This is a genomic window from Herbiconiux gentiana, assembly GCF_024978135.1.
Classification (GTDB): domain Bacteria; phylum Actinomycetota; class Actinomycetes; order Actinomycetales; family Microbacteriaceae; genus Herbiconiux; species Herbiconiux gentiana.
In genome coordinates, this window is record NZ_JANTEZ010000001.1 from 626,535 (window position 1) to 648,903 (window position 22,369).

The following is a 22,369-nucleotide window of genomic DNA, read 5'->3' on the forward strand; positions in this document are numbered from 1 at the left end:
AGGAGCCGTCGACGATTCGCCAACCATACACACGGCGTGATCAAATTTTCAAACTTTGCAACACCGATTCACATGTGATGAAATGACGGCATCGTGTTCAGACAGCTCGAAGAGGAGGCCGCCGTGCTGCGCCTGGGTGCCATCGCCGACGACTTCACCGGCGCCACCGACCTCGCGACATCGCTGAGAGAGAGGGGCTTCCGCGTGGCGGTGGCACTCGACCCCGACGCGGTGCCCCGAGCCGGAGAAGCCGACGGACTCGACGCCGTCATCGTCGCCCTCAAGACCCGCACCGCGCCCGTTCGCGAGGCCGTCGACCGGTCACTCGCAGCCATCCAGAAGTTGTCGGAGCTCCAGCCCGAGCAGTACTTCGTCAAGTACTGCTCCACCTTCGACTCCACCCGCACCGGCAACATCGGCCCGATCCTCGACGCGGTGCTCGACGAGGTCGGCGCCACCCGAACAGTCGTCGTCCCCTCGTTCCCCGACAACGGGCGAACCGTGCGCCAAGGGCGACTCTTCGTCGAGGGCGAGCTGCTGAGCGACTCCCCCATGCGGCACCATCCGCTCACTCCCATGACCGAGTCGAGGGTGGCCGACATCCTGGCCCCTCAGACGCCTCGTTCGATCAGCGAGATTCCGCTCGGGATCGTGCGACAGGGGCCCGAGCAGGTGCGTTCGGCGCTCGAGGAGTCGGCGTCCGCCTACGCGGTGGTCGACGCCGTCACCGACGACGACCTGGCGACGATCCAAACGGCCACCGCCGACTGGCGAGTGCTCTCGGGCAGCGCCGGGCTCGCCTTCGGGATGCAGGGCGACCACGATCCCGCTGCCCAGCCCTTCGAGGCACCGGACGGCCGTCGCCTCGTGCTGTGCGGCAGCGCCTCGGCGAAGACCCGCGCTCAGATAGCGAACGCCCTCGCGGCCGGCGCCCAGGGCTTCAAGCTCGACATCGACCGCGCCCTGGCCGACCCGGATGGTCTGCTCACCGACACCCTCTCCTGGCTTGCGGGTCTCGCCGACGGCTCCCTCCCGGTGATCTACTCGGTGGCGACGCTCGACGACATCAGGGCGACGGATGCACGTTCCACGGCCGACCCGGCCGCCGCCGTCGAGCGCGTCCTCTCCCGCATCGCGCACGAGGCAGTGCACCGTCTCGGTTTTCGGCGCATCGTGGTGGCGGGAGGCGAGACCTCGGGCGCCGTCGCCACCGCGCTCGGATGTCGCCGCCTGCTGATCGGTCCCCAGCTCGCCCCGGGCGTCTGCTGGGCGCTCGCGGAGACCGAGGACGTGTCCGCTCGGTCTGCCGCGGGCGCTGCCGCCCGCGCGCACCCCCCGACCGTCGCCCTCGCCCTCAAGTCGGGGAACTTCGGCGCCGACGACCTCTTCACCACCGCCTGGAAGGTTCTCTCGTGACCGACGCATCCGCGCTCTCCACTCCCCCGACCATCGGCCGCCGGGCCCCGGTCGACGTGGTGATAACCATGGGCGCCCGTATCTCGGCGGCCGGCGTCAGCCCGGGCTCGAGCGGCAACGTGAGCATCGTGCACGAGGATCTGATCTACGCGACCGGCACCGGCACCGACCTCGGCCGCCTCACGCGCGACGACGTGGCCGTGCTCGATCGCTCCGGCCGCCACCTCGACGGGCCCCGGGCGTCGAAGGAGACGTCGCTGCACCTCGCGTTCTACGCCAAGAACCCCGAGCACACCGCTGTGGTACACGTGCATTCCCCCAACGCCGTCGCGCTCTCCTGCCTCGAGCCCTGGAGCGACAACTCCGCGGTGCCCCCTCTGACGCCCTACTTCGTCATGCGCGTCGGCCAGGCGCCGCTCATCCCGTTCCGGGTGCCCGGCAGCCCCGAGCTCGGAGAGCTGGTGCTCGAGCGCGACCTGCCCTTCCACGCGGCGGTGCTCGCCAACCACGGACAGATCGTCAGCGCCCTCGACCCGGATCGAGCCGTCGAAGCCGCCATCGAACTCGAGGAGGCGTGCCGGATCGCTCTGCTCACCGACGGGCGTGCCCGTCGCCTGCTGCCCGAGGCCGACATCGCGGCGCTGAGCCGGAAGTGGGGAACTCCGTGGACCGCCGCCGCCGTTCGGTCGACCCCCTAAGCTGGTCGGGTCGAGGAGGTGACGTGTCCGATCCGGATGAGACGCCGCTGATCCCCGAGCAGCGTCGCGAACTGATCGTGAAGCACCTGCGCCGGGAGTCGGTGATGAGCTATCACCAGCTCACCGCGCTGCTCGGCGTGAGCCAGATGACCATCCGCCGCGACATCGCCGCCCTCGAGTCGGCCGGCCGCGTGCTCGCCACTCCCGGCGGCGCGAAGATCTCCTCACGCCTGTCCGTCGAGCCGTCGCGGTTGGAGAAGTCGACGCGCGACCTGCTCGAGAAGGATGCGATGGCCGCCGAGGCCGCCCGGCTCGTGCAAGACGGGATGACGGTGTTCCTCGACGCCGGCACCACCATTCAGGCCATGCGCCCGTACCTCGATTCGCTGGCCGACCTCACGGTCGTGTCGAACGACCTCGCAGTGGTCGGGTCGTTCCTCGACCACCCGACCGCCGACATCATCGCTTTGGGCGGCCGCGTCGAGAAGGCGAACCAGTCGACCGTCGGTCGGCTCGCCGCGCTGGCGCTCCGAGAGCTGTCGGTCGACATCGCCTTCCTCTCCTCGAGCTCGTGGGATCTGCAACGTGGCGTGACCACGCCCGCCGAGTCGAAGGTCGAGCTGAAGAAGACAGCGATCGCCGTGTCCTCCGAGTCGGTGCTCGTGGCGGGTTCCTCCAAATACGGCAGCTTCGGCCGATACCGGATCTTCGGTCTCGACGACGTCGACATGATCATCACCGACGCCGGCCTCAGCGAACCGGTGGCTGCGGGCATCCGGGACCAGGGCGTCTCCGTGATTCTGGCCGGGCCGACCGCACGCCGCGCCACCGGCTGACTCCTCATCACCCGGCCGTCGATTCGTGACCGCCTGCGAATCTCTGCCATCACGGGGCCCGGAATGACGCCGAAGGCGACGGTCGATCGACGCCTGTGCTGCGAAATGCGTCGACACGAAACACGTCGCCGACGGATTTCGAGGCACTCGGCGCGGGACCGGCACGCCCCGTATCGCAGGATGGACGTCAAGCGATGAGACTGCCCGTCCCGTCCGAACTCCCGCCGACCATCCGAGGAACGCCCTGTGAACGCTTCGAGCTCAGCCCGCCCGGGCCGCATCGCGCCGTCGGCCGCCGGCTACCTCATGCTGCTGCCCGCCCTCGCCGTGATCGTGCTGCTCGTGATAGTGCCGATGCTCGTCATCGCCCGCGACAGCTTCGCGATCAGCGACCCGCTCGGCGGCAACCTCGGCGGCTTCACGCTGGCCAACTACGAGAAGCTGATCGACCCCGTCTACCTCAAGACGCTCGGCTACAGCCTCGGCATGGCCCTCCTGAACGCGGTCGTCTGCACGGTCGTCGGCTACATCGTGGCCTACTACATCGCCACCCGCCGGGCCTCGCTGCAGCCGGTGCTGCTCGTGCTCGTGATCATCCCCTTCCTCACCGACTTCCTGGTGCGCACCTTCGCCTGGATCACCCTGCTCGGCTCGGGCGGCCCGTTCATCTCCCTGCTGCGGGCGCTCGGAGTGGATGCGCAATCGCTCGTCCCCTCGCAGCTGGCCGTCACCCTGTCCCTCCTCTACGCCTTCCTCCCGGTCGCCGTCTTCCCGATCTACGCCGCCATGCGCTCGATCGACCCGAGCCTGAAGGAGGCGGCCGCCGACCTCGGCGCCGGCTGGTGGCAGACCCACGCCCGCATCTTCGTGCCCCTGTCCGCCTCGGGCCTCGCGTCGTCGGTGATGCTCACCTTCGTCCCGACGCTCGGCGTCTTCGTCATCCCCGTGCTGCTCGGCGGCGGCAAGGACCCGCTCGTCGGCAACCTGATCGTCACGCTGTTCACGGAGTTCCGCAACGAGCCGCTGGGGGCCGCGCTGTCGATGGTCGTGCTCATCCTGATGCTCGCCTCGGTGGCCGGTGCGGGGCTGCTGCTGCGGAACGGCGCCCGGCGCAACCGCTCGCTCGGAAAGGACGCCTGATGGACCGCCTCACCTCATGGATCGCCCGGGCGGTCTTCCTCTTCCTCTACCTGCCGATCGCGGCGCTCATCGTCTACTCCTTCAACTCCTCCGAGGTCAGCTACCGCTTCGACGGCTTCACCTTCCGCTGGTACGCCGAGCTGTTCGCCGACCGGATGCTGCTGGAGGCGCTCCGCACGAGCGCCGTGGTCGGCGTCATCGCGGCGCTGGTCGCGACGGTCATCGGCTTCCTCACCGCCTTCGCGCTCGTGCGGTTCCGGGTGAAGGGCCGCGCGTTCTTCGTCGGCGCGATCCTGATCCCGCTGATCGTGCCCGAGATCGTGCTCGGGGTGTCGCTGCTCACCGTCTTCAGCACGGCCGGCATCCCGACCGGGCTGCTCACGCTCGTGCTCGGCCACGTCGTGATCACGCTGCCGCTCGCCACCCTCGTGCTGATGGGCGCGATGAGCTCGCTCGACCCGAGCCTCACCGAGGCCGCGACCGACCTCGGGGCGTCACCCTGGGTGACGTTCCGGCGGGTTCTCTTCCCGCTGCTCCGGCCGAGCATCCTCGCGGCCTTCCTGCTCAGCTTCACCACCTCGTTCTCGAACATCGTCATCTCGACGTTCACAGCGGGCGTCGGCACCACCACGCTGCCGCTCCGCATCTACTCCACCCTGCGCACCGGCCTCACCCCCGAGCTGAACGCGCTGGGCACGCTGCTGGTCGTGGCCACCCTCGGCGTCATCCTCGCCGTCGGGGTCTCGCAGATGCGCCGCATCCTCGCCGGGCCGACCACCACACCCTGAGCCACGCCGGCCCACCCCGGGCTCATCCCAGACCGCACCACCGCACCACCCACCCTCCTGCACCATCCGACCCCTCACGAAAAGACATCCACATGAACAAGAAGGTCCTGGCGCTCGGCGCCCTGACGCTGGCCTCGGCCACCGTGCTCGCCGGCTGTTCCGCCGGCGGCGACGCCTCCTCCACGGGTGCTGCCGGTGACGGCACCCTGTCCATCTACGCCTGGGCGGGCGAGATCCCCGACTCCGCCATCGAGGGCTTCGAGAAGGAGACCGGCATCACGGTCACCGTCGACACCTTCGACAGCAACGAGACGATGATCTCCAAGCTCGCCGCCGGCAACTCGGGCTACGACGTGGTCGAGCCCAGCCAGTACGCCGTGCAGCTGATGGTCGACCGCGACCTCGTCGCCTCCATCGACCAGTCCAAGCTCGAGGGCTTCGACAACCTGGCCGAGAAGTTCGTCGACCCCTCGTTCGACCCCGGCAACGAGCACTCGATCCCGTGGGCCTGGGGCACGACGGGCATCCTGTACAACGAGGCCTGCACCGGCGCGCCCGTGACCGGCTGGAAGGACATGTGGAACCCCGCCTACACCGGCAAGGTCTACATGCTCGACAACATGCTCTCGGCCTACATCGCCGGCCTGCAGGTGAACGGCCTGTCGGCGACCACGACCGACGAGGGCGACATCGAGAAGGCCACGGACTCGCTGCTGGAGCAGAAGGCCATCCTGGGCGGCTACAACAGCACCAACTACGCCGACCTCGTTGGCACCGGCGACGCCTGCATCGCCGAGGCCTACTCCGGCACGACGTCGGCCACCGCGGTCGAGAACAACCCCGACGTGAAGTACATCATCCCCGAGGAGGGCGGCACCCTCTGGACCGACAGCTTCTCGATCGTGAAGGGCACCGCGAACGAGGACGCCGCCTACCAGTGGCTGAACTACACGCTGCGCCCCGAGGTCGCCGCGCTGGTGACCGACGACGCCTCGCTCGCCTCCACCAACGAGGCCGCGCTGCCCCTCGTCGCCGACCAGTCGCAGGTGGAGAACCCCGCCATCTACGCCCCGGCCGAGTCCCTGAAGAACTCCGAGTTCATCGTCGACCCGGGAGACGCGCTCGCCTTCTTCCAGGACGGCTGGACCCGCGTCCGCGCCTCATAGGCCCCGCCCCTCTTCTGAAGGAACAGCACCCATGAACGAGACCACCGAGTCGCCGGCGGTGAAGCTGACCGGCCTCACCAAGAGCTTCGGAGCCAATCAGGTCGTGCAGCCGCTCGACCTCGAGATCGGCCGCAACGAGTTCTTCAGCATCCTGGGCCCGTCCGGATGCGGCAAGACCACGCTGATGCGCATGATCACCGGCTTCGAGACGCCCTCCGGCGGCTCGGTGGAGCTCGACGGGAAGAACGTCGACAGCGTTCCCACGAAGTCGCGCGACCTCAACATGCTGTTCCAGAGCTACGCGCTGTTCCCCCACCTCTCCGTCTACGAGAACGTGGCCTTCGAGCTGCGCGTGCGGCGCACCCCGAAGCGCGAGATCGACGGCCGAGTTCAGGATGCTCTCGCCCTCGTTCGCCTCCAGGCCTTCGCCGAGCGCAAGCCCGCCGAGCTCTCGGGCGGCCAGCGTCAGCGCGTGGCACTCGCCCGCGCCGTCGTCGGACGCCCCGCGGTGGTGCTGCTCGACGAGCCGCTCGGCGCCCTCGACCAGAAGCTCCGCAAGGAGATGCAGTTCGAGCTGAAGCGCATGCAGCGCGAGGTCGGCATCACCTTCATCTACGTCACGCACGACCAGGAGGAGGCGCTCACGATGAGCGACCGGATCGCCGTGATGAGCGAGGGCCGGGTGCTGCAGGTCGCGAGCCCCACCGAGATCTACGACGCCCCGGCCTCCCGGTTCGTCGCCACCTTCATCGGCAGCTGCAACGTGCTCGACGGGGCCGTCTCGGCCGACGGCCGCGGTGTCGTGGTGCCGGGGCTCGGCGAGCTGAACGCGGCGGTGCCCGCGGATGCCCGACCGGGCTCCGGCGTCACCCTCGCCATCCGCCCCGAACGCGTCACCCTGTCGCCCGCGACGACGGTGGCCGCCACGGCTCCCCTCGGTGGTGTCGCCGGCACGCTCGTGGAGCGCGTCTTCCTCGGCGACGAGTGGACCTTCCACGTCCGGCTCGACTCCGACGTGGTGATGACCGTGTCGGTGCCGAGCGGCCAGGCCGCGGCCGCCCTCGGCGCGATCCCCGACGGCGCTCCCGTGCTGCTCAGCTGGGCGGCCGCCGACGCGCGGGTGCTCCCGGCCGACGGCTCGACCACCGCCGCCCCGTCGTCCGCCCCGCTCTCCTCCGAGGTCTCCGCATGAACCCCTCCCTCGTCGCCGCCGTCGCGCAGCTGGCACCCTCCGTCGACGCCGCCGCGAACCGCGAGGCGATCGCCGCCCTCGTCGCCGACGCCGCCGCCGGCGGCGCCCGACTCGTGGTGCTGCCCGAGGAGTCGATGCTGCTCGCGGGCGACGTGCCCGAGAACCTCGGCGCCGTGGTCGAGGCCGAGTGGCCGCGCTTCCTGGCCCAGCTCTCGCTGCTCGCCGTCTCGCACGAGACCTGGATCATCGCGGGCGGCTACGAGCCCACCGGCAGCGATCGCCCGTTCAACACCCTCGTGGTGGTGAACCCCCGCGGAGAGCTCGTGGAGAGCTACCGCAAGCTGCACCTCTACGACGCCTTCTCGTACCGCGAGAGCGACTACGTCACCGGAGGCAGCGAGGTGCCGCCCGTGGTGATGATCGAGGGCGTCGCCATCGGTCTCGTCAACTGCTACGACATCCGCTTCCCGGAGCTCAGCCGCGACCTCGTGGCGCGCGGCGCCGACGTGCTCTCGGTCTCGGCCGCGTGGGTCGCCGGCGCCCGCAAGGAGGAGCACTGGGCCACGCTGCTCAAGGCCCGCGCCATCGAGAACACCTGCTGGGTGCTCGCGGCGTCGTCCTCGTCGCCGGAGTGCATCGGCAACAGCCTCGTGATCGACCCGATGGGTGTCGAGCGGGCCGGCCTCGGGCCGATCTCCTCGGGGGTCGCCGCCGTGCGCATCTCGCTAGACCGCACGGCCGAGGTGCGCGAGATCCTGCCCTCCCTCGCGAACCGCCGCCTCGTCTCGACCGTCACCGTCCAGGAGTAGACCCATGCCCTTCACCTCCGGCCCCACGCCCGCTGCGCTGCCCGCCGAGCTGCTCGAGAAGCTGGCGCGGGTGTCCTTCCCGACGCTCGGCCACTACCTCGAGGAGGGCTTCGCCGACTTCGGCATCCGTCGCCTCGCCGGCAGCGCCCGGGTCGTCGGTCGCGCCGTCACCGTGCGCATCACCGGTCAGGACTCCACCGTGCTGCACCACGCCGCCGGCTGGTGCGAGCCCGGTGACGTGTTCGTGATCGACACCGGCGGCGACACCCGGCACGCCCCCGTCGGCGAGGTGCTCGCCGCCACGCTGTCGATCCGCGGCGCCGCCGGGGTGATCGTCGACGGCGTCGTCACCGACCTCGACGAGGTCGAGTCGTTCGCGCTGCCGGTCTACGCCCGCGGCTCGAGCGTGCTCACCACGAAGCTGCTGTCACTGGATGCCGGCGGCGTCAACGTGCCCGTCGTCTGCGGCGGGGTCGCGGTGAGCCCGGGCGACGTCGTGCTCGCCGACCGGAACGGGGTGTTCTTCGCGCCGGTCGATGTCGTGGAGGCCATCATCGACACCGCTCTCGCCGACGACGCGGAGGAGCCCGAGCTCGTGGAGGAGCTGCGCCGGGGTGCGCGGCTCGGTGATCTCACGAGCGCGAGCGAGGCCCTGGCCGGTCTCCGGGCATCCTGAAGCGCCCGCAGCCGGCGGACTCGGCACCACTGAGCCCGCCGCCACCAGCGAACCCGACACCACCGACACCGCCGACCCCGTCACCGAACCACGGAGCACCATGCTGATCAAGGCCGCCATCAACGGAGGGCGCGGGCGCGACGAGCACCCCGCCGTCCCCCTCACCGATTCCCAGATCGCGGCCGCGGCCGCGGCCTCGGTCGCCGCCGGCGCCGACGTGGTGCACGCCCACGTGCGCACGCCCGACGGCGGGCAGACGATCGCGCCCGACGCGGTCGCGGCGATGGTGCGGGCGGTGCGCGAGGTCGATCCGGCCATCGTCGTGGGCACCACGACCGGGCTCTGGACCTGCTCCGGGCACGAGGAGCGCATGGCGCACCTCGCGGCCTGGCCGGCCGACGCCCTGCCCGATTTCGCGTCCGTCGCGTTCTCGGAGGAGGGCGCCGCCGAGGCCGCTCGTCTCGTGGTCGAGCGCGGCATGGTGCTCGAGAGCGCGGTCTGGCACCTCGACGAGGTGCCGGCGCTGCTCGCTTCGCCCACGCTGCACGAGAACGTGCGCATCCTGATCGAGCCCGAGGACGAGGAGCCGGCGGCGGCCGTCGCGCACGCCAGGGCGATCGCCGCCGCCGTGCGCGCAGGAGGGGCCACGGCGCCGCTGCTGTACCACGGCTACGACGAGACGGCCTGGCCGGTGGTGCGGGCGGCGATCGAGGACGGCGCCGAGGTGCGCGTCGGGTTCGAGGACATGCTCGTGCTCGACGACGGCTCGATCGCCCCCGACACCGCCGCGATGGTCGCACTCGCCCGGTCGCTCGGCGCCTGAGTCGACCGGCCGCGCGTCGTCGGGGATAATCGGCTCATGGCGGCGGATGACCTGGACCGGCGGCTCGTCGAGCTGCTCGGCGAGGACGGCCGGCGCGCGTACACCGACATCGCCGGCATCGTCGGCGTCTCGGAGGCGACCGTGCGGGCGCGCATCCAGCGACTCACCTCGAACGGCACCCTGCGCATCGTCGCCCTCTGCAACCCGCTCACCCTCGGCCACCAGTCGGTGCGGCTGCTGCTCGGCGTGCACGGCGTGACGCCGCGCAACGTGGCGAAGTCGCTCACCTCGCTGCCGATGATCGGGCACGTCGCTCTGACCTCGGGCGCCCACGACATCTACCTCGAGGCGACGCCGCGCGACCTGGGGCAGCTCGCCGATCTGCTCGACGACATCCGCCGCACGCCGGGGGTGGCGAAGATCGACCAGTTCGTGCTGACGAGGCTGTTCAAGGACTACTCCTGGAACGGCCTCCGCGACCAGTCGGGCGAACGGGCGGTCGGATCGGGACCTAGCGCGCCGTGAACCCGGCGCCGGGGGCGATGCCGCTCGCCGGATGCGGACGCGTCGGCCGCCCCACCGGCTCCCGGAAGCCCGACCAGACGTACTCGTCCTTGATCACCTCGAGCACCGCGGCCGTCTCGAGCACGTCGATGCCGGTGATCGAGCGCACCGTGTCGGTGAGCAGGTGGTTCAGCTCGGCCTGATCGGCGCAGCGCACGTCGGCGCTGAGGTCGAACGAGCCGATGCAGGCGCCCACGTACTTCACCTGCGGCAGCGCGGCGAGGGCCTTCGCCACCGACTCGACGGTCGCGCCGCGCACGCGGATGGACAGGTGCGCCTCGACGTAGCCCATGCGCGGACTGTTGGGCATGCCCACCACCTGCACGACGCCGAGCGCGAGCAGCCGGTTGTACCGCTGCCGCACGCTGCCCTCGGTGAGCCCGACGTAGCGGGCGATCTGGCCGAACGAGCGCCGCCCGTCGAGGCGCAGCTGATCGATGATCTTGCGATCGATCACGTCGATGGCCTCGAGCTCCATCGGCCCATTCTGTCACGGCGCGTCGGGGCGGCCCGGTCTGGTGCTGTTCAGGTGCGCCCGCGTCAGCTCCTCGACCTCGGCGTCGCTCCGCTCGTCGATCGAGGCGCTCTCGCGCTTGTCGTGCCGGGCCCAGCGGATGAACAGCAGCACAAGGATCGGGATGTCCGCCACCTCGGCGATGAACCAGAGCAGGTCGCCCGAGAGCTGCTGGTCGCGGAGCGCGCTCGGGAACCACCCGGGCACCGTGCCGACGAGGGGCGACGCGTGGTCGAGCAGGGTGTCGCTGAGCCGCAGCACGATCCCCGGGATCGCGTCGACCACGAGCTCGACGAAGGCGAGCATGAACTCGGCCGCGATGAACAGCCCGGTGCGCAGCACCACGAGCTCGGTCAGCGGCAGCACCAGCACCAGCCCGACGAGCGGCACCAGCAGCCCGATCGCTCCCTCGGCCACCGGCGACGCGCGCAGCACCCCGGCCAGCGGGGTGAGGAACACGGTGAACGCCGCGAGCGCGAACACCGGCCCGAAGACCGCATTGCCCATCACCCGGAACACCCGCGACGCGAGCACCCGGTTCACCACGACGAGCGGATGCCCGACCAGCGCCGCCCGCACGAGGCCCACCGGCTTCCCGGCCGCCACGAGCGCCGGCACCACGAACAGCAGCAGGGCGATGCGCGTGGTGAATGCGAAGCGGAGGTCGCCACTGTAGGTGCCGAGGAAGCCGAACTCGATCGCCGCGTAGGAGCCGAGGCCGAGCAGCCCGAACCCGAGGGTCGGCAGCACGGGCCAGCGTCCGCCGCGCCGGTGCACGGCGGCGATGCCGAGGGCGTAGGCGGCGGCCGCGACGACGGTCACGGCGAGGGCGACGGGGTTCGGCGACCAGGTGGTGAGGAGGGTCGCGATGTCGGGCGTGGGGGCTCCTCGGGTGGGGTCTTCAGGCGGGGCGGGGCGGGGCGGCGGTTCGAGGTCGTGCGGGCGGGGCGGATCGGCGGTTCGGGGTCGTGCGGGCGGGCGGGCGGGGCGGGCGGTCATCGCGGGGTCGCTCGCCGAGCATCCACCCCCTGCCTGGGTGCGCGCTCGAAACTCGACGATCGACGCTGGTCAGGCGGCGGGCCCGGGCATAGCCTCACCTCATGACCGACGACGTGAAGCGGGTGCAGGCCGAACGCATGACCACGGGCAAGGGCTTCATCGCCGCCCTCGACCAGAGCGGCGGGTCGACGCCCAAGGCGCTCGCGCTCTACGGCATCGAGCCTGGGTCGTACTCGGGGGACGCCGAGATGTTCGACCTGATCCACGAGATGCGTACCCGCATCGTCATGTCGCCGGCGTTCTCGGGCGACCGGGTGCTGGCCGCGATCCTGTTCGAGGAGACCATGGAGCGCTCGTTCGGCGACCGCCCCGCGGCGGCGTACCTGTGGCACGTGAAGGGGGTCGTGCCGTTCCTCAAGATCGACCAGGGGCTCGAGGATGCGCGGGACGGCGTCCAGCTGATGAAGCCGATCCCCGGCCTCGACGAGCTGCTGCCGCGGGCCGTCGGGCACGGCATCTTCGGCACGAAGGCGCGGTCGGTGATCGGGGCGGCGTCGGAGGCGGGCATCGCCGCGGTCGTCGCGCAGCAGTTCGAGCTCGCGGGGCGGGTGCTGGAGCGGGGGCTGGTGCCGATCCTGGAGCCGGAGGTGACCGTCACGATCGCCGACAAGGCGGCGGCCGAGGAGCTGCTGCTGTCGTCGCTGCTGGCGCAGCTCGACGAGCTTCCCGCGGACCAGCGCGTGATGGTGAAGCTCTCGCTGCCGACGGTTGCGAACCTGTATCGGCCGCTGGTCGAGCATCCGCGGGTCATGCGTGTGGTGGCACTCTCGGGCGGATACTCGCGCGCCGAGGCCGATGCGCTGCTCGCCGAGGACACCGGCGAGATCGCGAGCTTCAGCCGCGCCCTCACCGAGGGCCTGTCGGCCCACCAGTCCGACGCCGACTTCGACGCCACCCTCGACGCCGCGATCCAGTCGATCTACGAGGCATCGACGCAGAAGGACCCGGGCCCAGCGGCGACCCCGGCCACCCCGTGACGGCGAGTCACCGAGGCTGGCGTGGGCCCGACGCCCCGAGCCCCTGCCACCTCGCTGCGGGGTGGCGTGGTCCCATCGCGCCGCACCGACCCCACCTTGCTGCGGTTTAGAACTCCTCGGGCAGGCCGGCGCGGCGGAGGTACGCGGCGCGGTCGCTGTTCTGCGGCAGCGGCTTCGTCTCGGCGTCGTCGCGCCCGCTGACGCGTCCGGCGTAGCTCTCGATGCGCTCCGTCTTAGCGCGATCGGCGTCGAGGCGGGCGGTGTCGAAGCGCTCGGTGGCGTCGCGGCCGGCCGATCGCGTGGCGTCGAACCACGCGGTGTCGGTGCGGTCGGCCGGGATGCGCTCGGTGGCACCGGTCTCGCCGAACATCGCCTCCAGCTCGGCGGCGTCGTCGAACGCCAGGTCGCGGGCCTCGGCCTCGCGGGTCACCTCGGCCTTCGCGGCGGAGTCGCGGCCGCTCAGGCCGCGCCACCACGCGCCGTTCCGCCGAGCATCCGCCACCGGAGACCGCTCAGCGCGACCCTCACCCGCCGTCGCACCCGCCACCTCGGCACCGGGCCGCACGCCGGCCGCACGAGCGCTCGCACCGGCAGCACCATCCGCCGCACCACCACCGGCACCGGCACCGGCTCCGAGCGCGCCGGCTGCAGCACCGGCTCCGCCCACGGCACCGGCCGCACCGGCACCCGACCCACCGGCCGAACCCTCCGAGAGCTCGAGCGACCGCTCCCACTCCCCCATCCGCGCCTCGGCCCGCTCACCCGCGTACCGCCCCCACACCTCGAGCGCCCGCGAGATCACGGCCTCCTGCTGCTCCAGCACGGCCTGATTCACCCGCCGCCCGAACTCGACCTGCCGCTCCGCCCGGTCGGCCGCGACCGACACCTGCACGCCCGCCTCGACCTCGATCGCCTCGGCTCGCTTGGCCGCCCAGACGGATCCGCCCGACACCTCGCCGTCCTCCCGCACGTCGACGAGCCGGTCGTACGCCGTCGGCCCGCCCAGGTTCGCGAGCGTCTTCACGATCACCGGCAGCAGCTCGATGCAGATGAACAGCAGCGCGATCATGATGTGCGCCACGTTCAGCAGCGGGTTCGCCTCCCCCAGCCGGAACAGCGCCTCGAGCCGCGACAGCAGCCCCGCACTGTTGTCGACCGCGTCGTCGTAGGCGTTCTGCTCGGCGGTGCGCTGGTCCTGGGCGGTCGCGAGCGTCGCCTTGTCCGCGGCGAGCTGGGAGGTCGCGGCGTCGAGCCGACTCTGCGCCGACGCACCGAGGTTCGACGTGGCGGCGGTCTCGGCGGCGGCCTGAGCATCCTGAGCCGCCTGCAACCGGGCCTCGGCGGCATCGAGCGCGGCCTGCTTCGACGCGGTCACCGGGCCGTCGCCGCGCACGCCGGTGCCCCCGCTGCCGTCGATCTCGGCGAGGTACGCGGCCTGCGCCGAGTCGTACGCGGCCTGTGCCGCAGCGGTCGCCGCGACGGCGGCGGCGTAGTTCGGGTCGGACGACAGGTCGGTCTGCAACCCCTTGTCGACGATCGCCTGGTTCGCGGCGATCGACTCCTGAAGCGACGGGATCGCGGCGAACCGCGGATCGTTGGCCATCCGCTCCTCGAAGGCCGACTTGTCCTCGGCCTGCATCACCTGGATCTCCGAGTTGATCTCGGCCTGGAAGATCTGCAGCGTCAGCGGCGTCGAGATCACCGTGCCGATGATCAGCGCGAGCGCCACCCGGGGCATCGCCAGCGCGAGGTTGCGCCAGACGCCCTTCTGCTTGGCCATGCCGACGATCAGCAGCCGGTCGAGGTTCAGGATGATCAGACCCCAGAAGACGCCCACGATCACCGCCACGACGATCGGCGCCCCGACGGCCATCACCAGCGCGAATGCCGCCGACACCGCCGACAGGAACGCCGTGCTCAGGATGACCCCGCCCATCGCGACGAACCGCGCGCGGTCGCCGGGCGCATCCTGCAGCACGTCGAGCCGAGCGCCACCCAGCCACGACATGAAGTTCGAGACCGGGTTCGAGTTGAAACGACGAGCCATTGCGCGACGACCTTTCGGGTGGGTTGCGTGCTCACGACGAGCGGATGCGCACCGCACCCCGGCCGCCACGGAACACGAGGAGCGAAACTACCCCACCCGCCTCGGCGTTCCCTGGCATGCGCCTGAGCCCGCCCCCGTTGTATAGTTACAGCTATACAAGGAGGCCTGATGTCCGACCTGATCCGAACGGCCCGCCGGCGACTCGGCCTGTCGATCTACGGGCTCGCCGAACGCCTCGATGTCACGGCCGGGGCCGTCTCGCAGCTGGAGCGATCCGAGCGCGCCGGCACGATCAAGCTGGCGACCCTTGAGCGAGCCCTCCTGGCTCTGGGTGAGCGGCTGACCACGTCCTCGTCGCCGTCGACGATGTCGGATCGCCACCTGCTCACCGCCCGTGCTGCGGCCGAGGCCATCGGCGCGGAGCTGCGATCGTCCGACCCGTCCGCCGCTCTGCGCCTGACGTCGCAGGCGCTCGATCACTTCCGCCAGGCCCGATCCGAGAACGAGATCGCGGATTTCCTCGAAGAACCCGATGAGACCGGGGACGAGCGGTGGGACACGCTGCTGGCGACGGCCGTCGCCTGGGAGGCCGCCGGTCGGGGGCTCGCCGCGCCCCCGTGGACCAGCAGACCGCCCCTCGCCGAGGAATGGGTGCCCGGACCGGAGATCGATCATTCGCGGGAGTACCTCGATTTCCTCAAGGCGACCGCCGAGCCCGCCTTCCTGGAGAAGGGCATCGTGATGCGGGCTCGCGACCTCGCGACCGCATGACATCGTCGCGTCTCTTCACGGCCGCCGAGCTCCGGGCGCTCCTGGACGGACTCGGCGAGCGCATCCAGCGTCGCGGGGAATCCGTCGAGGCCTACCTCGTGGGCGGGGCGGCGATGGCGATCGGGCTGGGATCCCGCCGAGCGACCGAGGACATCGACGGAGTGTTCCGGCCGGCCGGCGTGGTCGAAGAGGAAGCCCGGCTGATGGCGCGCGAGCACGGCTTGCCCGAGCACTGGATCAACCAGCGCGCGTTCGCCTTCATGAACTTCGAGATCGACGACGACGAGGCGAGCTCGCTGGAGCTCGACGGGTTGACGATCCGACTCGCGTCGCCGCGCTTCCTGCTGGCGATGAAGATGGCCGCCGGGCGACTGAAGGATCGGGATGACATCGTCGCGCTCATCCGGCACCTCGGGATCACCGATCCTGACGAGGTCGTCGACATCACCTTCGAGGTGTTCGGCGAGGACGGCGTGACGTTGACCGACAGTCGGGAGAGCGTGCGGCTCCAGGCGGCGGAGATGATCCGGCTGGCGACCTGACTCAATCCGGTTCGCGCGTGCTGTCGCTCGCGTCAGTGGCCGTCGTCGAAGGCCCGAGGGACGGCGGGGTGCCGAGGTCGGTGAGGAACTGGTCGAAGGTGGGGAAGAGGGGCTCGCGGGAGGCGCGTTCTGCTTCGAGGCCGATTCGGAGGACGTCCTGCAGCGGGAGGGCTTCCGCCTCGAGGCGGGCGCGGAGAGCCGCCACGCGTTCGAACGGCGAGACGTCGGAGGCGTCCGAGGCGGCCGCCGAGCCCTCCCCAGAGGCGCGACTGTCCGCACCCGACTCCGTCGCGGAGGCGCGACCGCCTGCACCCGAGTCCGTCGCAGAGGCGCGACTGCCGCCAGCATCACGCGCCCGCGGCCCGCCCGGCGGCAGCGAGATCCCCATCGCCGCCTCCAGCGCCGCAAGATCCGGCAGCACCCCCAGCGCCGCCGGCACCGACGGCGACGCCACCGCGATCCGCGCCGGCGTCGGCACCGGCAGCACCCGCACCACCTCGGTCAGCGCCGACGCCGACCCGTGCGCGTTGACCGCCCGCACCCCGATCCGCCCGCTCTGCCGCGCCGTGAAGCGCTCGCTCACGACCCGGCCCCCGACCTCGCGGCGGATGTCCGCCCGCCCCGGCATCTCGATCACCACCTCGCGCGCCCCGTCGACCTCGATGGTCAGCCGCACCTCGTCTCCCTCGGCCACCAGGGAGGGGCCGACCGACACGCCGCGGATCACCGGCGCGGCGAGCTGTGAAGCCACGACCCCCCGCAGGTACCCGTACCAGTCGCCGGCGGTCGGCCGCGCGGCGGGGTCGTCACCGAGGGCGCGGTCGAGCATCCGCTGCCCGACCTCGTCGAGCACCCCGGATGCCCGCGACGCCTCACGACTGCGATCGAGCCCGTCACCGGCCGGCGCGAGCACCCGCAGCACGAGCAGCCCGAGCTTGTACCGGTCGCTCTCGACGCTCTGCACCGACGGCTCGCGCGACTGCCCGCCCGAGAACTCCGGATGCTCGCCGCCCTCCCCATCTACCGACACGGTCTCGGGCGCCGCCCACCCCGCGCTGTTGCGCTGCAGAGCCCCCTCGCCCGCGAACGCGGCGCCCTCGCAGCCCACGACGAACGCCGACGCGACCTCGCCCGACCCGAACAACACGCTCCGCTCGGACAGATCCCCGAACACGACCCCCCGCCGGTGCAGCACCTCGAGCAGCAGGCTCACCCGCGCGAGCACGGTGGCCCGGGCGACGACGTCCCGCTCGGGCACGCTCCCGGCCCCCGCCCGGCGAGCCCGCTTCGGCGCGCTGATCAGCCACTTCGCGTTCTGCGTGACCTTGCGGTGCTCGGGGTCGTCGGCGGGCACGTAATAGAACGGATGCGCGGCCAACGGCACGAGGCACCCCACCACCTCGCCACCCTCCCCCTCGACGACGGCCAACGGCCACGCGGCGACGGCATCGAGCATCCCGCGCTCGCGCGCATCCATCCCCCAGCGCAGGGCGACGAGTCGCGACAGCACGGCGGCGTTCTGCAGCGGATCCCGCCCCTCGCGCCGCCGCACGAACGCGACCCCGCCCTGATGCCCGGGCACGGTGAAGCTGTCGAGCCGGTACACCTCGGTGGCCGCGCCACTGCCGATCAGCGCCCGCCCACCCAGATCGACCTCCCGCACGCGGATGCCCGCGGCCCGCGACACGACCTGCTCCTGACCCTCACGCTCCGACACGATCAGCGACGGTACCCCACCCGCATCCACGTTCCCTGGAGCGGGCCCGTGACCGGCTAGGGTCGAGCCGTGGCGAGCGAGACGGCGAGGCGACCCGCTCCGAAGCGGTGGCGAGCGTGGCTTCTGCCGGCGGCCATCCTGCTCACGGTCGTTCCACTCACGATCGCCTTCTGACCTCCTCCCGCGCGTGACCAGACCGTCGTCGTCCCGGTCGACGGTGTCGCGACGGTCGCGGGCTACACGCTGGGCGACACGGCTGCACTGCGCACCGCCACCGGCGCCGACTACAAGGGCCGCCACTTCGAGGCGACGACCCTCACGATCACCCTGCTCGGAAGCGGCGACCCCCTCCTCCCCTCTCTCCGCGCGCAACTCCACCGATCGACGGGCGCACCCCTCGGCTGCGAGTCCATCGGCATGCAGCTGACCCCCTCCGGAGATCCGGTGACGATCCAACTCGAGTGCCCGGTCGCCGTGGGATTCGACCAGCTCGCCTCGGTAGCGAGCGCGACCATCTCGCTCGACTAGACCCAGCGCGCCACCACCTACCGATGACTCTGGAAGGATCAGGTTCATGAAGATCGCCGTCGCCGGGGGAACCGGAACCGTGGGCCAGTACGTCGTCGACGCGGCACGCCGCCGCGGACAGGACGTGGTGGTGCTCGCCCGCTCGACCGGGGTCGACCTCACGACGGGTGCCGGCCTCGCGCCCGCACTGACCGGGGTCGATGTCGTGGTCGATGCCGCCTCCACCGGCACCCAGTCCGCCAAGGTCTCCCGGGAGTTCTTCGGCGGCGTGACCGCGAATCTGCTGGCCGCCGAGCGCGCCGCAGGGGTGACCCACCACATCGCCCTCTCGATCGTCGGCAGCGACCGCGCGCCCTACGGCTACTACGCCGGCAAGGCACTCCAGGAGCAGCTCGTCACCGCCGGGCCCGTCCCCTGGACGATCCTCCGCGCCACCCAGTTCCACGAGTTCGCCCAGCAGATCTACGGCCAGTTCAAGCTCGGCCCGCTCAACCTGGTGCCGACGATGTTCTCTCAGCCGGTCGCCGCCCGCGAAGTCGGCGAGCGCCTGGTCGACCTCGCCGAGGCGGGACCCGAAGGCATGGCGACCGACCTAGCGGGCCCTGAAGAACTGCGGATGGCCGATATGGTGCGCGCCTACGCCGAAGCGACAGGCGGTCGCGGTCCGATCGTGGAGATCCCGCTCCCGGGCGGCTTCGGCAAGGCCCTCCGCGACGGCACCATCCTGGCCGCCCCCACCGCCGACCGCGGATCGCAGACCTTCGCGGAATGGATCGGCGAGCTGCGCCGCTCGGCGAGCGCCTGAGATTGCCGGCGGTCGCGAACCTCCCCCGCCCCCCCCCCCCTCCCCCCCCGCCCGCCGCGGCGCCGCCCCCCCCCCCGGCTCCCCACGAGATACCCGCCGGCCGACCACCACCGCTCGTCCGACGCGATCGGCAGCGACCACAGCTCAGCACCGGTGACCACGTCGAAGGCCGTCGCCGTCCCAGCCCCGGGAACGACGCCCTGCACTGCGCTCTGCCCGCCGGTCCCCCACCCACCAGTCAGCTGATAGTCGACCGCCGACCCCAGCTCGCTCCCGCGACGCCCGGTACCGTCGACCGGCGCACCGGTCGCGTGGGAGAAGGCGCAGCCCTCGCGCTGGTCGAACAGCACGCCGTCGGGCTGCAGCTGGAGGCCCGCCGAGCTGAGGTCGAAGGAGTCGGGGGTGAAGAAGCACCCGGTGGCATCCACCGCCCAGATCGTCTCCCCGCTGATCCCGTCGACCAGCTCGAGCCGACCGTCCCGGGTGAACAGAGCGACCTCGCTGCCGTCGTTCAGCCCCACGGCCGCGGGCACTCGTCCAGGCAGATCGATCGGAACGACAGTGATCCCCGACGGGTCGTCCCGGTTCCAGACCTCGTTGCCGGCGTCGTCGATGCCCGCCACCGAGGTCGGCACGAAGCGCTCGGTGTACCCCGTCGCCCGAAGGGTGAACCCCTCGAAGGAGAGATAGGAGCGCTCGGGCGCCCCCGCCGCCATCACAGCCCCGGTGTCGAGATCGAGCACGTCGAGCATCCACGGGCCGTCGCCGCCTCGGTACGTCACGTGGGCGATCAAACTCGAGTTGCCGGGCGTGTTGAACCCCAGCGCCTCGCTCGCCTCGAAGTCGTGAGACCAGCGGGGGTTCCCGAGGTCGAGCGGGTTCGCCCGCCGCACGGTCCACGACGTCGTCGGCTGGCCCGACGCATCGAGCCGCGGCGCGGTGTAGAGGACGTCGCCGGATGTTCCCGCCACGATGCTGAGATTCCTCAGCTGGACGCCCTCAGGCAGGGTCACCGGCCCGAGCGACGCACCGGTGGCGAGATCGAGCACCTCCGCCGGCCCCTGGCCGATCGTCGCGTCCCTGACCAGCACCCGACCCGACGTGCCGAGCAACTGCGCCGAGGCCGAGCCGCTCGTGGTCGGCGCCCACTCCCACTCCCGCGTCCACTCGATCGCTCCGAGGGAGGTGTCCACGAGCGACACCGCCATCCGGTTCGCCGATCGGTCGCACACCTCGGGCAGCGAGTCGCTCGCCATCAGGACCTGCTGCACCAGCGCATATCCGTCGGCGACATCGATCACGTCGTCGGAGGAGCACCCCGGCACCCCACCCGGCACCGGGAGATCCACCGACCACAGAGGCGACGAGGCCGGCGCCGCCACGACGTCGTGCGGCAGGATGCGATCGCCGGTGACAGCGAGCGGATGCGCCGGAGCCGTCGCCACGGGCGGTCCCGCATCCGAGGGCTGCGGCGTGGGCGCACTCGCAGACGGCGCCGACGACGTCGGCACCGCAGCAGGCACCCCCGCGCCGAACAGCGTCCCGCCCGAGAGGGCGACCGCGACGGCCGTCCCGCCGAACGTCAGCCCGATCGCCGCGAGCACCGTGGCGAGGGCGATACGAAGCCGCACCTGCCGCGCCTGCCCGGGCTCGGCCTCCACCGCCTGGATCAGCATGGTGCGGATGGCCGCACTGCGCTCCGGATCGAATCCTGACTCGTTCACTTCCCACCTCCTGCGGTACTCAGGGCTTCCTCGTTCTCCGCGGTCAGCGACGCCAACCGCGCCTTCGCCCGCGACAATCGCGACTTCACAGTGCCGTCCGGCACCCCGAGCACGGCCGCGGCCTGCGTCTGCGTGAGCCCCTCCAGCACGCAGAGCGGGATCACGTCCTGGTCGGCCTGCGACAGCCGCGCGAAGGCCCGGCGCACCCGGGCGTCACGGGCTTCCCCGTCGATCCGATCCCCCACCGAATCCGCATGGTCGGGCTGCTCGTCCCGCCACGACGGTCGCGGCAGCCGGGCCAGCGCGGCGCGATACCGTCGCTTGCTCCGAGCGAGGTTCCGCACCACGTTGTTCGTGGTCACCAGCAGCCAGGCCACCACCGACCCGTCGACCACCCGCACGGATGCGCGCCGGCGCCAGGCCTCGAGGAAGACCAGCGCCGTCACGTCCTCCGCGTCGTGCGGCTCCCGCATCAGCCGCAGCGCCTGCCCGAACACCCGATCCCGGTGCAGATCGTAGATCGAGGCGAACGCCGCGGAGTCCCCCGCGCACGCGGCCTCCCACGTCGCCGCCTCCTGCTTTTCCGTCCCCATACCCTCTACTGTCCGATCGCCCCCCAGGTGTTCCATCCTCGTTCCCGCGATCCCGACCGGCCGACCAGCTCCTCCGGCGAGCGGATGCGCGGCGGCGCCCCCGCGGGAGTAGCGTGTCGCCCATGAGAAGCGGATCCGGGCGCCTGGCGTTCATCATCGTCGGTGTCGTCGCCCTGCTGGTCGGCGCGGTCTTCGCTGGACAGGGCGCGAACCTCATCCCAGGCAGCTCGATGACAGGCGACCCGACGTGGCTGTACATCGGGCTGGCGCTCGCGGTGGTGGGGGTCGTGCTGATCGTGCTCGGGGTGCGGCGGCGGGGCGTCGACCGCTGAGGCGACACAGATGTCCATCGATGACCTCGGCTCGCGTCAGGGTATGAGCTTCACGGCGAGCGTCTCTGAAGCTGCGGTCGAGGACGCGTCCGTTGGCGTCGACGCCATGGATCAGCTCCTCGATCGCCTCCTGGTCGAGCACGGATATGTGATCGACCGCCTGTCCCAGACCTGAGCGTAGCCCTCGTCTCGCTAGCGGAGGCACGTCATATCGCGGGTCGTGTTTTCGACACAGACCAGCCTGAGAGGCTCGTGCGTGACTCGGCGCCGCTTCCCTCGGCGCTGGATCGCCAGTCGGCTTCGATGTTCGGGCAGGCGGCCGAGCCGGGCATCCACGCCAAGGCGGCAGCGCTCCTTCACGACGTAGCCAAGAGTCAATCGCTGTTTGACGGCAAGAAGCGCCTTGCGCTGACGACAACGCTGAATCTCTATGCGAAGAACGGTTGCTGGAACACCACCGACATCGGGGCCGTGTACGACCTCATGCTCTCGGTGGCGTCCGACCAGCTCGACTCCATCGACAGGATCGCCGAGTGGCTTAGCAGCTGGTTCACTAGGTAGACACCGGAGGGGAACAGCGCGCCTCTCTACCGGCCATTTCGTCGGCCCATCCGGCCAGACCGATCCTTCGAACGCAACCACAGTAAAAGCC

Annotated in this window: 23 protein-coding genes; 18 read left to right on the forward strand and 5 right to left on the reverse strand. The window is 71.3% G+C overall.

The window, feature by feature from the left end; genetic code table 11:
• Nucleotides 1-93: 93 nt before the first annotated feature.
• The 11 genes from otnK to NVV95_RS02905 all read left to right on the forward strand — a co-directional run bounded on the left by otnK (nucleotide 94) and on the right by NVV95_RS02905 (nucleotide 10,069).
• A complete protein-coding gene (gene otnK, locus NVV95_RS02855) occupies nucleotides 94-1,416 on the forward strand; it encodes a 3-oxo-tetronate kinase (protein ID WP_259485019.1) in 1,323 nt (440 codons plus the stop codon).
• Nucleotides 1,413-2,114: a class II aldolase/adducin family protein gene (locus NVV95_RS02860; protein WP_259485020.1), complete on the forward strand. Its 702-nt coding sequence runs from the start codon at nucleotides 1,413-1,415 to the stop codon at nucleotides 2,112-2,114. The genes otnK and NVV95_RS02860 overlap by 4 nt, the downstream gene beginning before the upstream one ends.
• A gap of 23 nt (nucleotides 2,115-2,137) precedes the next feature.
• The gene (locus NVV95_RS02865; RefSeq protein WP_259485021.1) at nucleotides 2,138-2,950 is read left to right on the forward strand and encodes a DeoR/GlpR family DNA-binding transcription regulator; all 813 of its coding nucleotides are present in this window, start codon (nucleotides 2,138-2,140) and stop codon (nucleotides 2,948-2,950) included.
• Between the two features lie 246 nt (nucleotides 2,951-3,196).
• Nucleotides 3,197-4,090 carry an ABC transporter permease gene (locus NVV95_RS02870; RefSeq protein ID WP_259485022.1) on the forward strand — a complete coding sequence of 298 codons (894 nt, stop codon included), beginning with the start codon at nucleotides 3,197-3,199 and terminating at the stop codon, nucleotides 4,088-4,090.
• Nucleotides 4,090-4,878 (forward strand): ABC transporter permease, encoded by a 789-nt coding sequence (locus tag NVV95_RS02875; RefSeq protein WP_259485023.1) that lies wholly within the window; start codon nucleotides 4,090-4,092, stop codon nucleotides 4,876-4,878. The genes NVV95_RS02870 and NVV95_RS02875 overlap by 1 nt, the downstream gene beginning before the upstream one ends.
• 92 nt (nucleotides 4,879-4,970) lie before the next feature.
• A complete protein-coding gene (locus tag NVV95_RS02880) occupies nucleotides 4,971-6,044 on the forward strand; it encodes an ABC transporter substrate-binding protein (RefSeq protein WP_259485024.1) in 1,074 nt (357 codons plus the stop codon).
• A gap of 31 nt (nucleotides 6,045-6,075) precedes the next feature.
• Entirely contained in the window at nucleotides 6,076-7,236 is a 1,161-nt protein-coding gene (locus NVV95_RS02885; protein ID WP_259485025.1) for an ABC transporter ATP-binding protein, read from the forward strand.
• The gene (locus NVV95_RS02890; protein WP_259485026.1) at nucleotides 7,233-8,045 is read left to right on the forward strand and encodes a carbon-nitrogen hydrolase family protein; all 813 of its coding nucleotides are present in this window, start codon (nucleotides 7,233-7,235) and stop codon (nucleotides 8,043-8,045) included. Before NVV95_RS02885 ends, NVV95_RS02890 begins: the two co-directional genes overlap by 4 nt.
• 4 nt (nucleotides 8,046-8,049) lie before the next feature.
• On the forward strand, nucleotides 8,050-8,721 hold the full coding sequence (locus NVV95_RS02895; RefSeq protein WP_259485027.1) for an RraA family protein: 672 nt from the start codon (nucleotides 8,050-8,052) through the stop codon (nucleotides 8,719-8,721).
• A complete protein-coding gene (locus tag NVV95_RS02900; protein ID WP_259485028.1) occupies nucleotides 8,672-9,544 on the forward strand; it encodes a 3-keto-5-aminohexanoate cleavage protein in 873 nt (290 codons plus the stop codon). The genes NVV95_RS02895 and NVV95_RS02900 overlap by 50 nt, the downstream gene beginning before the upstream one ends.
• Before the next feature lie 36 nt (nucleotides 9,545-9,580).
• Nucleotides 9,581-10,069 (forward strand): Lrp/AsnC family transcriptional regulator, encoded by a 489-nt coding sequence (locus NVV95_RS02905; protein ID WP_259485029.1) that lies wholly within the window; start codon nucleotides 9,581-9,583, stop codon nucleotides 10,067-10,069.
• On the opposite strand, the gene NVV95_RS02910 is transcribed toward NVV95_RS02905, so the two are convergent.
• Together NVV95_RS02910 and NVV95_RS02915 are read right to left on the reverse strand one after the other, a co-directional pair.
• Nucleotides 10,056-10,586, reverse strand: a complete 531-nt coding sequence (locus NVV95_RS02910) for an Lrp/AsnC family transcriptional regulator (RefSeq protein WP_259485030.1) — start codon at nucleotides 10,584-10,586, stop codon at nucleotides 10,056-10,058. The genes NVV95_RS02905 and NVV95_RS02910 overlap by 14 nt on opposite strands.
• A gap of 12 nt (nucleotides 10,587-10,598) precedes the next feature.
• The gene (locus tag NVV95_RS02915; RefSeq protein ID WP_259485031.1) at nucleotides 10,599-11,621 is read right to left on the reverse strand and encodes a cytochrome c oxidase assembly protein; all 1,023 of its coding nucleotides are present in this window, start codon (nucleotides 11,619-11,621) and stop codon (nucleotides 10,599-10,601) included.
• A 101-nt stretch (nucleotides 11,622-11,722) separates the two neighbouring features.
• Here NVV95_RS02915 and NVV95_RS02920 point away from each other — a divergent pair, with 101 nt between their 5' ends.
• The gene (locus tag NVV95_RS02920) at nucleotides 11,723-12,658 is read left to right on the forward strand and encodes a fructose bisphosphate aldolase (protein WP_259485032.1); all 936 of its coding nucleotides are present in this window, start codon (nucleotides 11,723-11,725) and stop codon (nucleotides 12,656-12,658) included.
• 106 nt (nucleotides 12,659-12,764) lie between these two features.
• On the opposite strand, the gene NVV95_RS02925 is transcribed toward NVV95_RS02920, so the two are convergent.
• Nucleotides 12,765-14,705, reverse strand: coding sequence for a DUF4407 domain-containing protein (locus NVV95_RS02925; protein ID WP_259485033.1), 1,941 nt, complete (start codon nucleotides 14,703-14,705; stop codon nucleotides 12,765-12,767).
• A 168-nt stretch (nucleotides 14,706-14,873) separates the two neighbouring features.
• Between NVV95_RS02925 and NVV95_RS02930 the strand changes: the two genes are divergently transcribed.
• Complete coding sequence (locus NVV95_RS02930; RefSeq protein WP_259485034.1) at nucleotides 14,874-15,476, forward strand: helix-turn-helix domain-containing protein; 603 nt, start codon at nucleotides 14,874-14,876, stop codon at nucleotides 15,474-15,476.
• Nucleotides 15,473-16,018 carry a DUF6036 family nucleotidyltransferase gene (locus tag NVV95_RS02935; RefSeq protein WP_259485035.1) on the forward strand — a complete coding sequence of 182 codons (546 nt, stop codon included), beginning with the start codon at nucleotides 15,473-15,475 and terminating at the stop codon, nucleotides 16,016-16,018. Before NVV95_RS02930 ends, NVV95_RS02935 begins: the two co-directional genes overlap by 4 nt.
• Before the next feature lies 1 nt (nucleotide 16,019).
• Here NVV95_RS02935 and NVV95_RS02940 read toward each other — a convergent pair whose 3' ends face one another.
• Nucleotides 16,020-17,735 carry a hypothetical protein gene (locus NVV95_RS02940; RefSeq protein ID WP_259485036.1) on the reverse strand — a complete coding sequence of 572 codons (1,716 nt, stop codon included), beginning with the start codon at nucleotides 17,733-17,735 and terminating at the stop codon, nucleotides 16,020-16,022.
• A 574-nt stretch (nucleotides 17,736-18,309) separates the two neighbouring features.
• Between NVV95_RS02940 and NVV95_RS02945 the strand changes: the two genes are divergently transcribed.
• Complete coding sequence (locus NVV95_RS02945) at nucleotides 18,310-19,068, forward strand: SDR family oxidoreductase (RefSeq protein WP_259485037.1); 759 nt, start codon at nucleotides 18,310-18,312, stop codon at nucleotides 19,066-19,068.
• Nucleotides 19,069-20,788: 1,720 nt separating this feature from the next.
• On the opposite strand, the gene NVV95_RS02950 is transcribed toward NVV95_RS02945, so the two are convergent.
• A complete protein-coding gene (locus NVV95_RS02950) occupies nucleotides 20,789-21,385 on the reverse strand; it encodes an RNA polymerase sigma factor (RefSeq protein ID WP_259485038.1) in 597 nt (198 codons plus the stop codon).
• A gap of 122 nt (nucleotides 21,386-21,507) precedes the next feature.
• Between NVV95_RS02950 and NVV95_RS02955 the strand changes: the two genes are divergently transcribed.
• The 3 genes from NVV95_RS02955 to NVV95_RS02965 all read left to right on the forward strand — a co-directional run bounded on the left by NVV95_RS02955 (nucleotide 21,508) and on the right by NVV95_RS02965 (nucleotide 22,278).
• Complete coding sequence (locus NVV95_RS02955) at nucleotides 21,508-21,717, forward strand: hypothetical protein (RefSeq protein WP_259485039.1); 210 nt, start codon at nucleotides 21,508-21,510, stop codon at nucleotides 21,715-21,717.
• 10 nt (nucleotides 21,718-21,727) lie between these two features.
• Nucleotides 21,728-21,892, forward strand: a complete 165-nt coding sequence (locus NVV95_RS02960; protein WP_259485040.1) for a hypothetical protein — start codon at nucleotides 21,728-21,730, stop codon at nucleotides 21,890-21,892.
• Between the two features lie 77 nt (nucleotides 21,893-21,969).
• Complete coding sequence (locus tag NVV95_RS02965; protein WP_259485041.1) at nucleotides 21,970-22,278, forward strand: type II toxin-antitoxin system death-on-curing family toxin; 309 nt, start codon at nucleotides 21,970-21,972, stop codon at nucleotides 22,276-22,278.
• The last annotated feature ends 91 nt before the right edge of the window (nucleotides 22,279-22,369 follow it).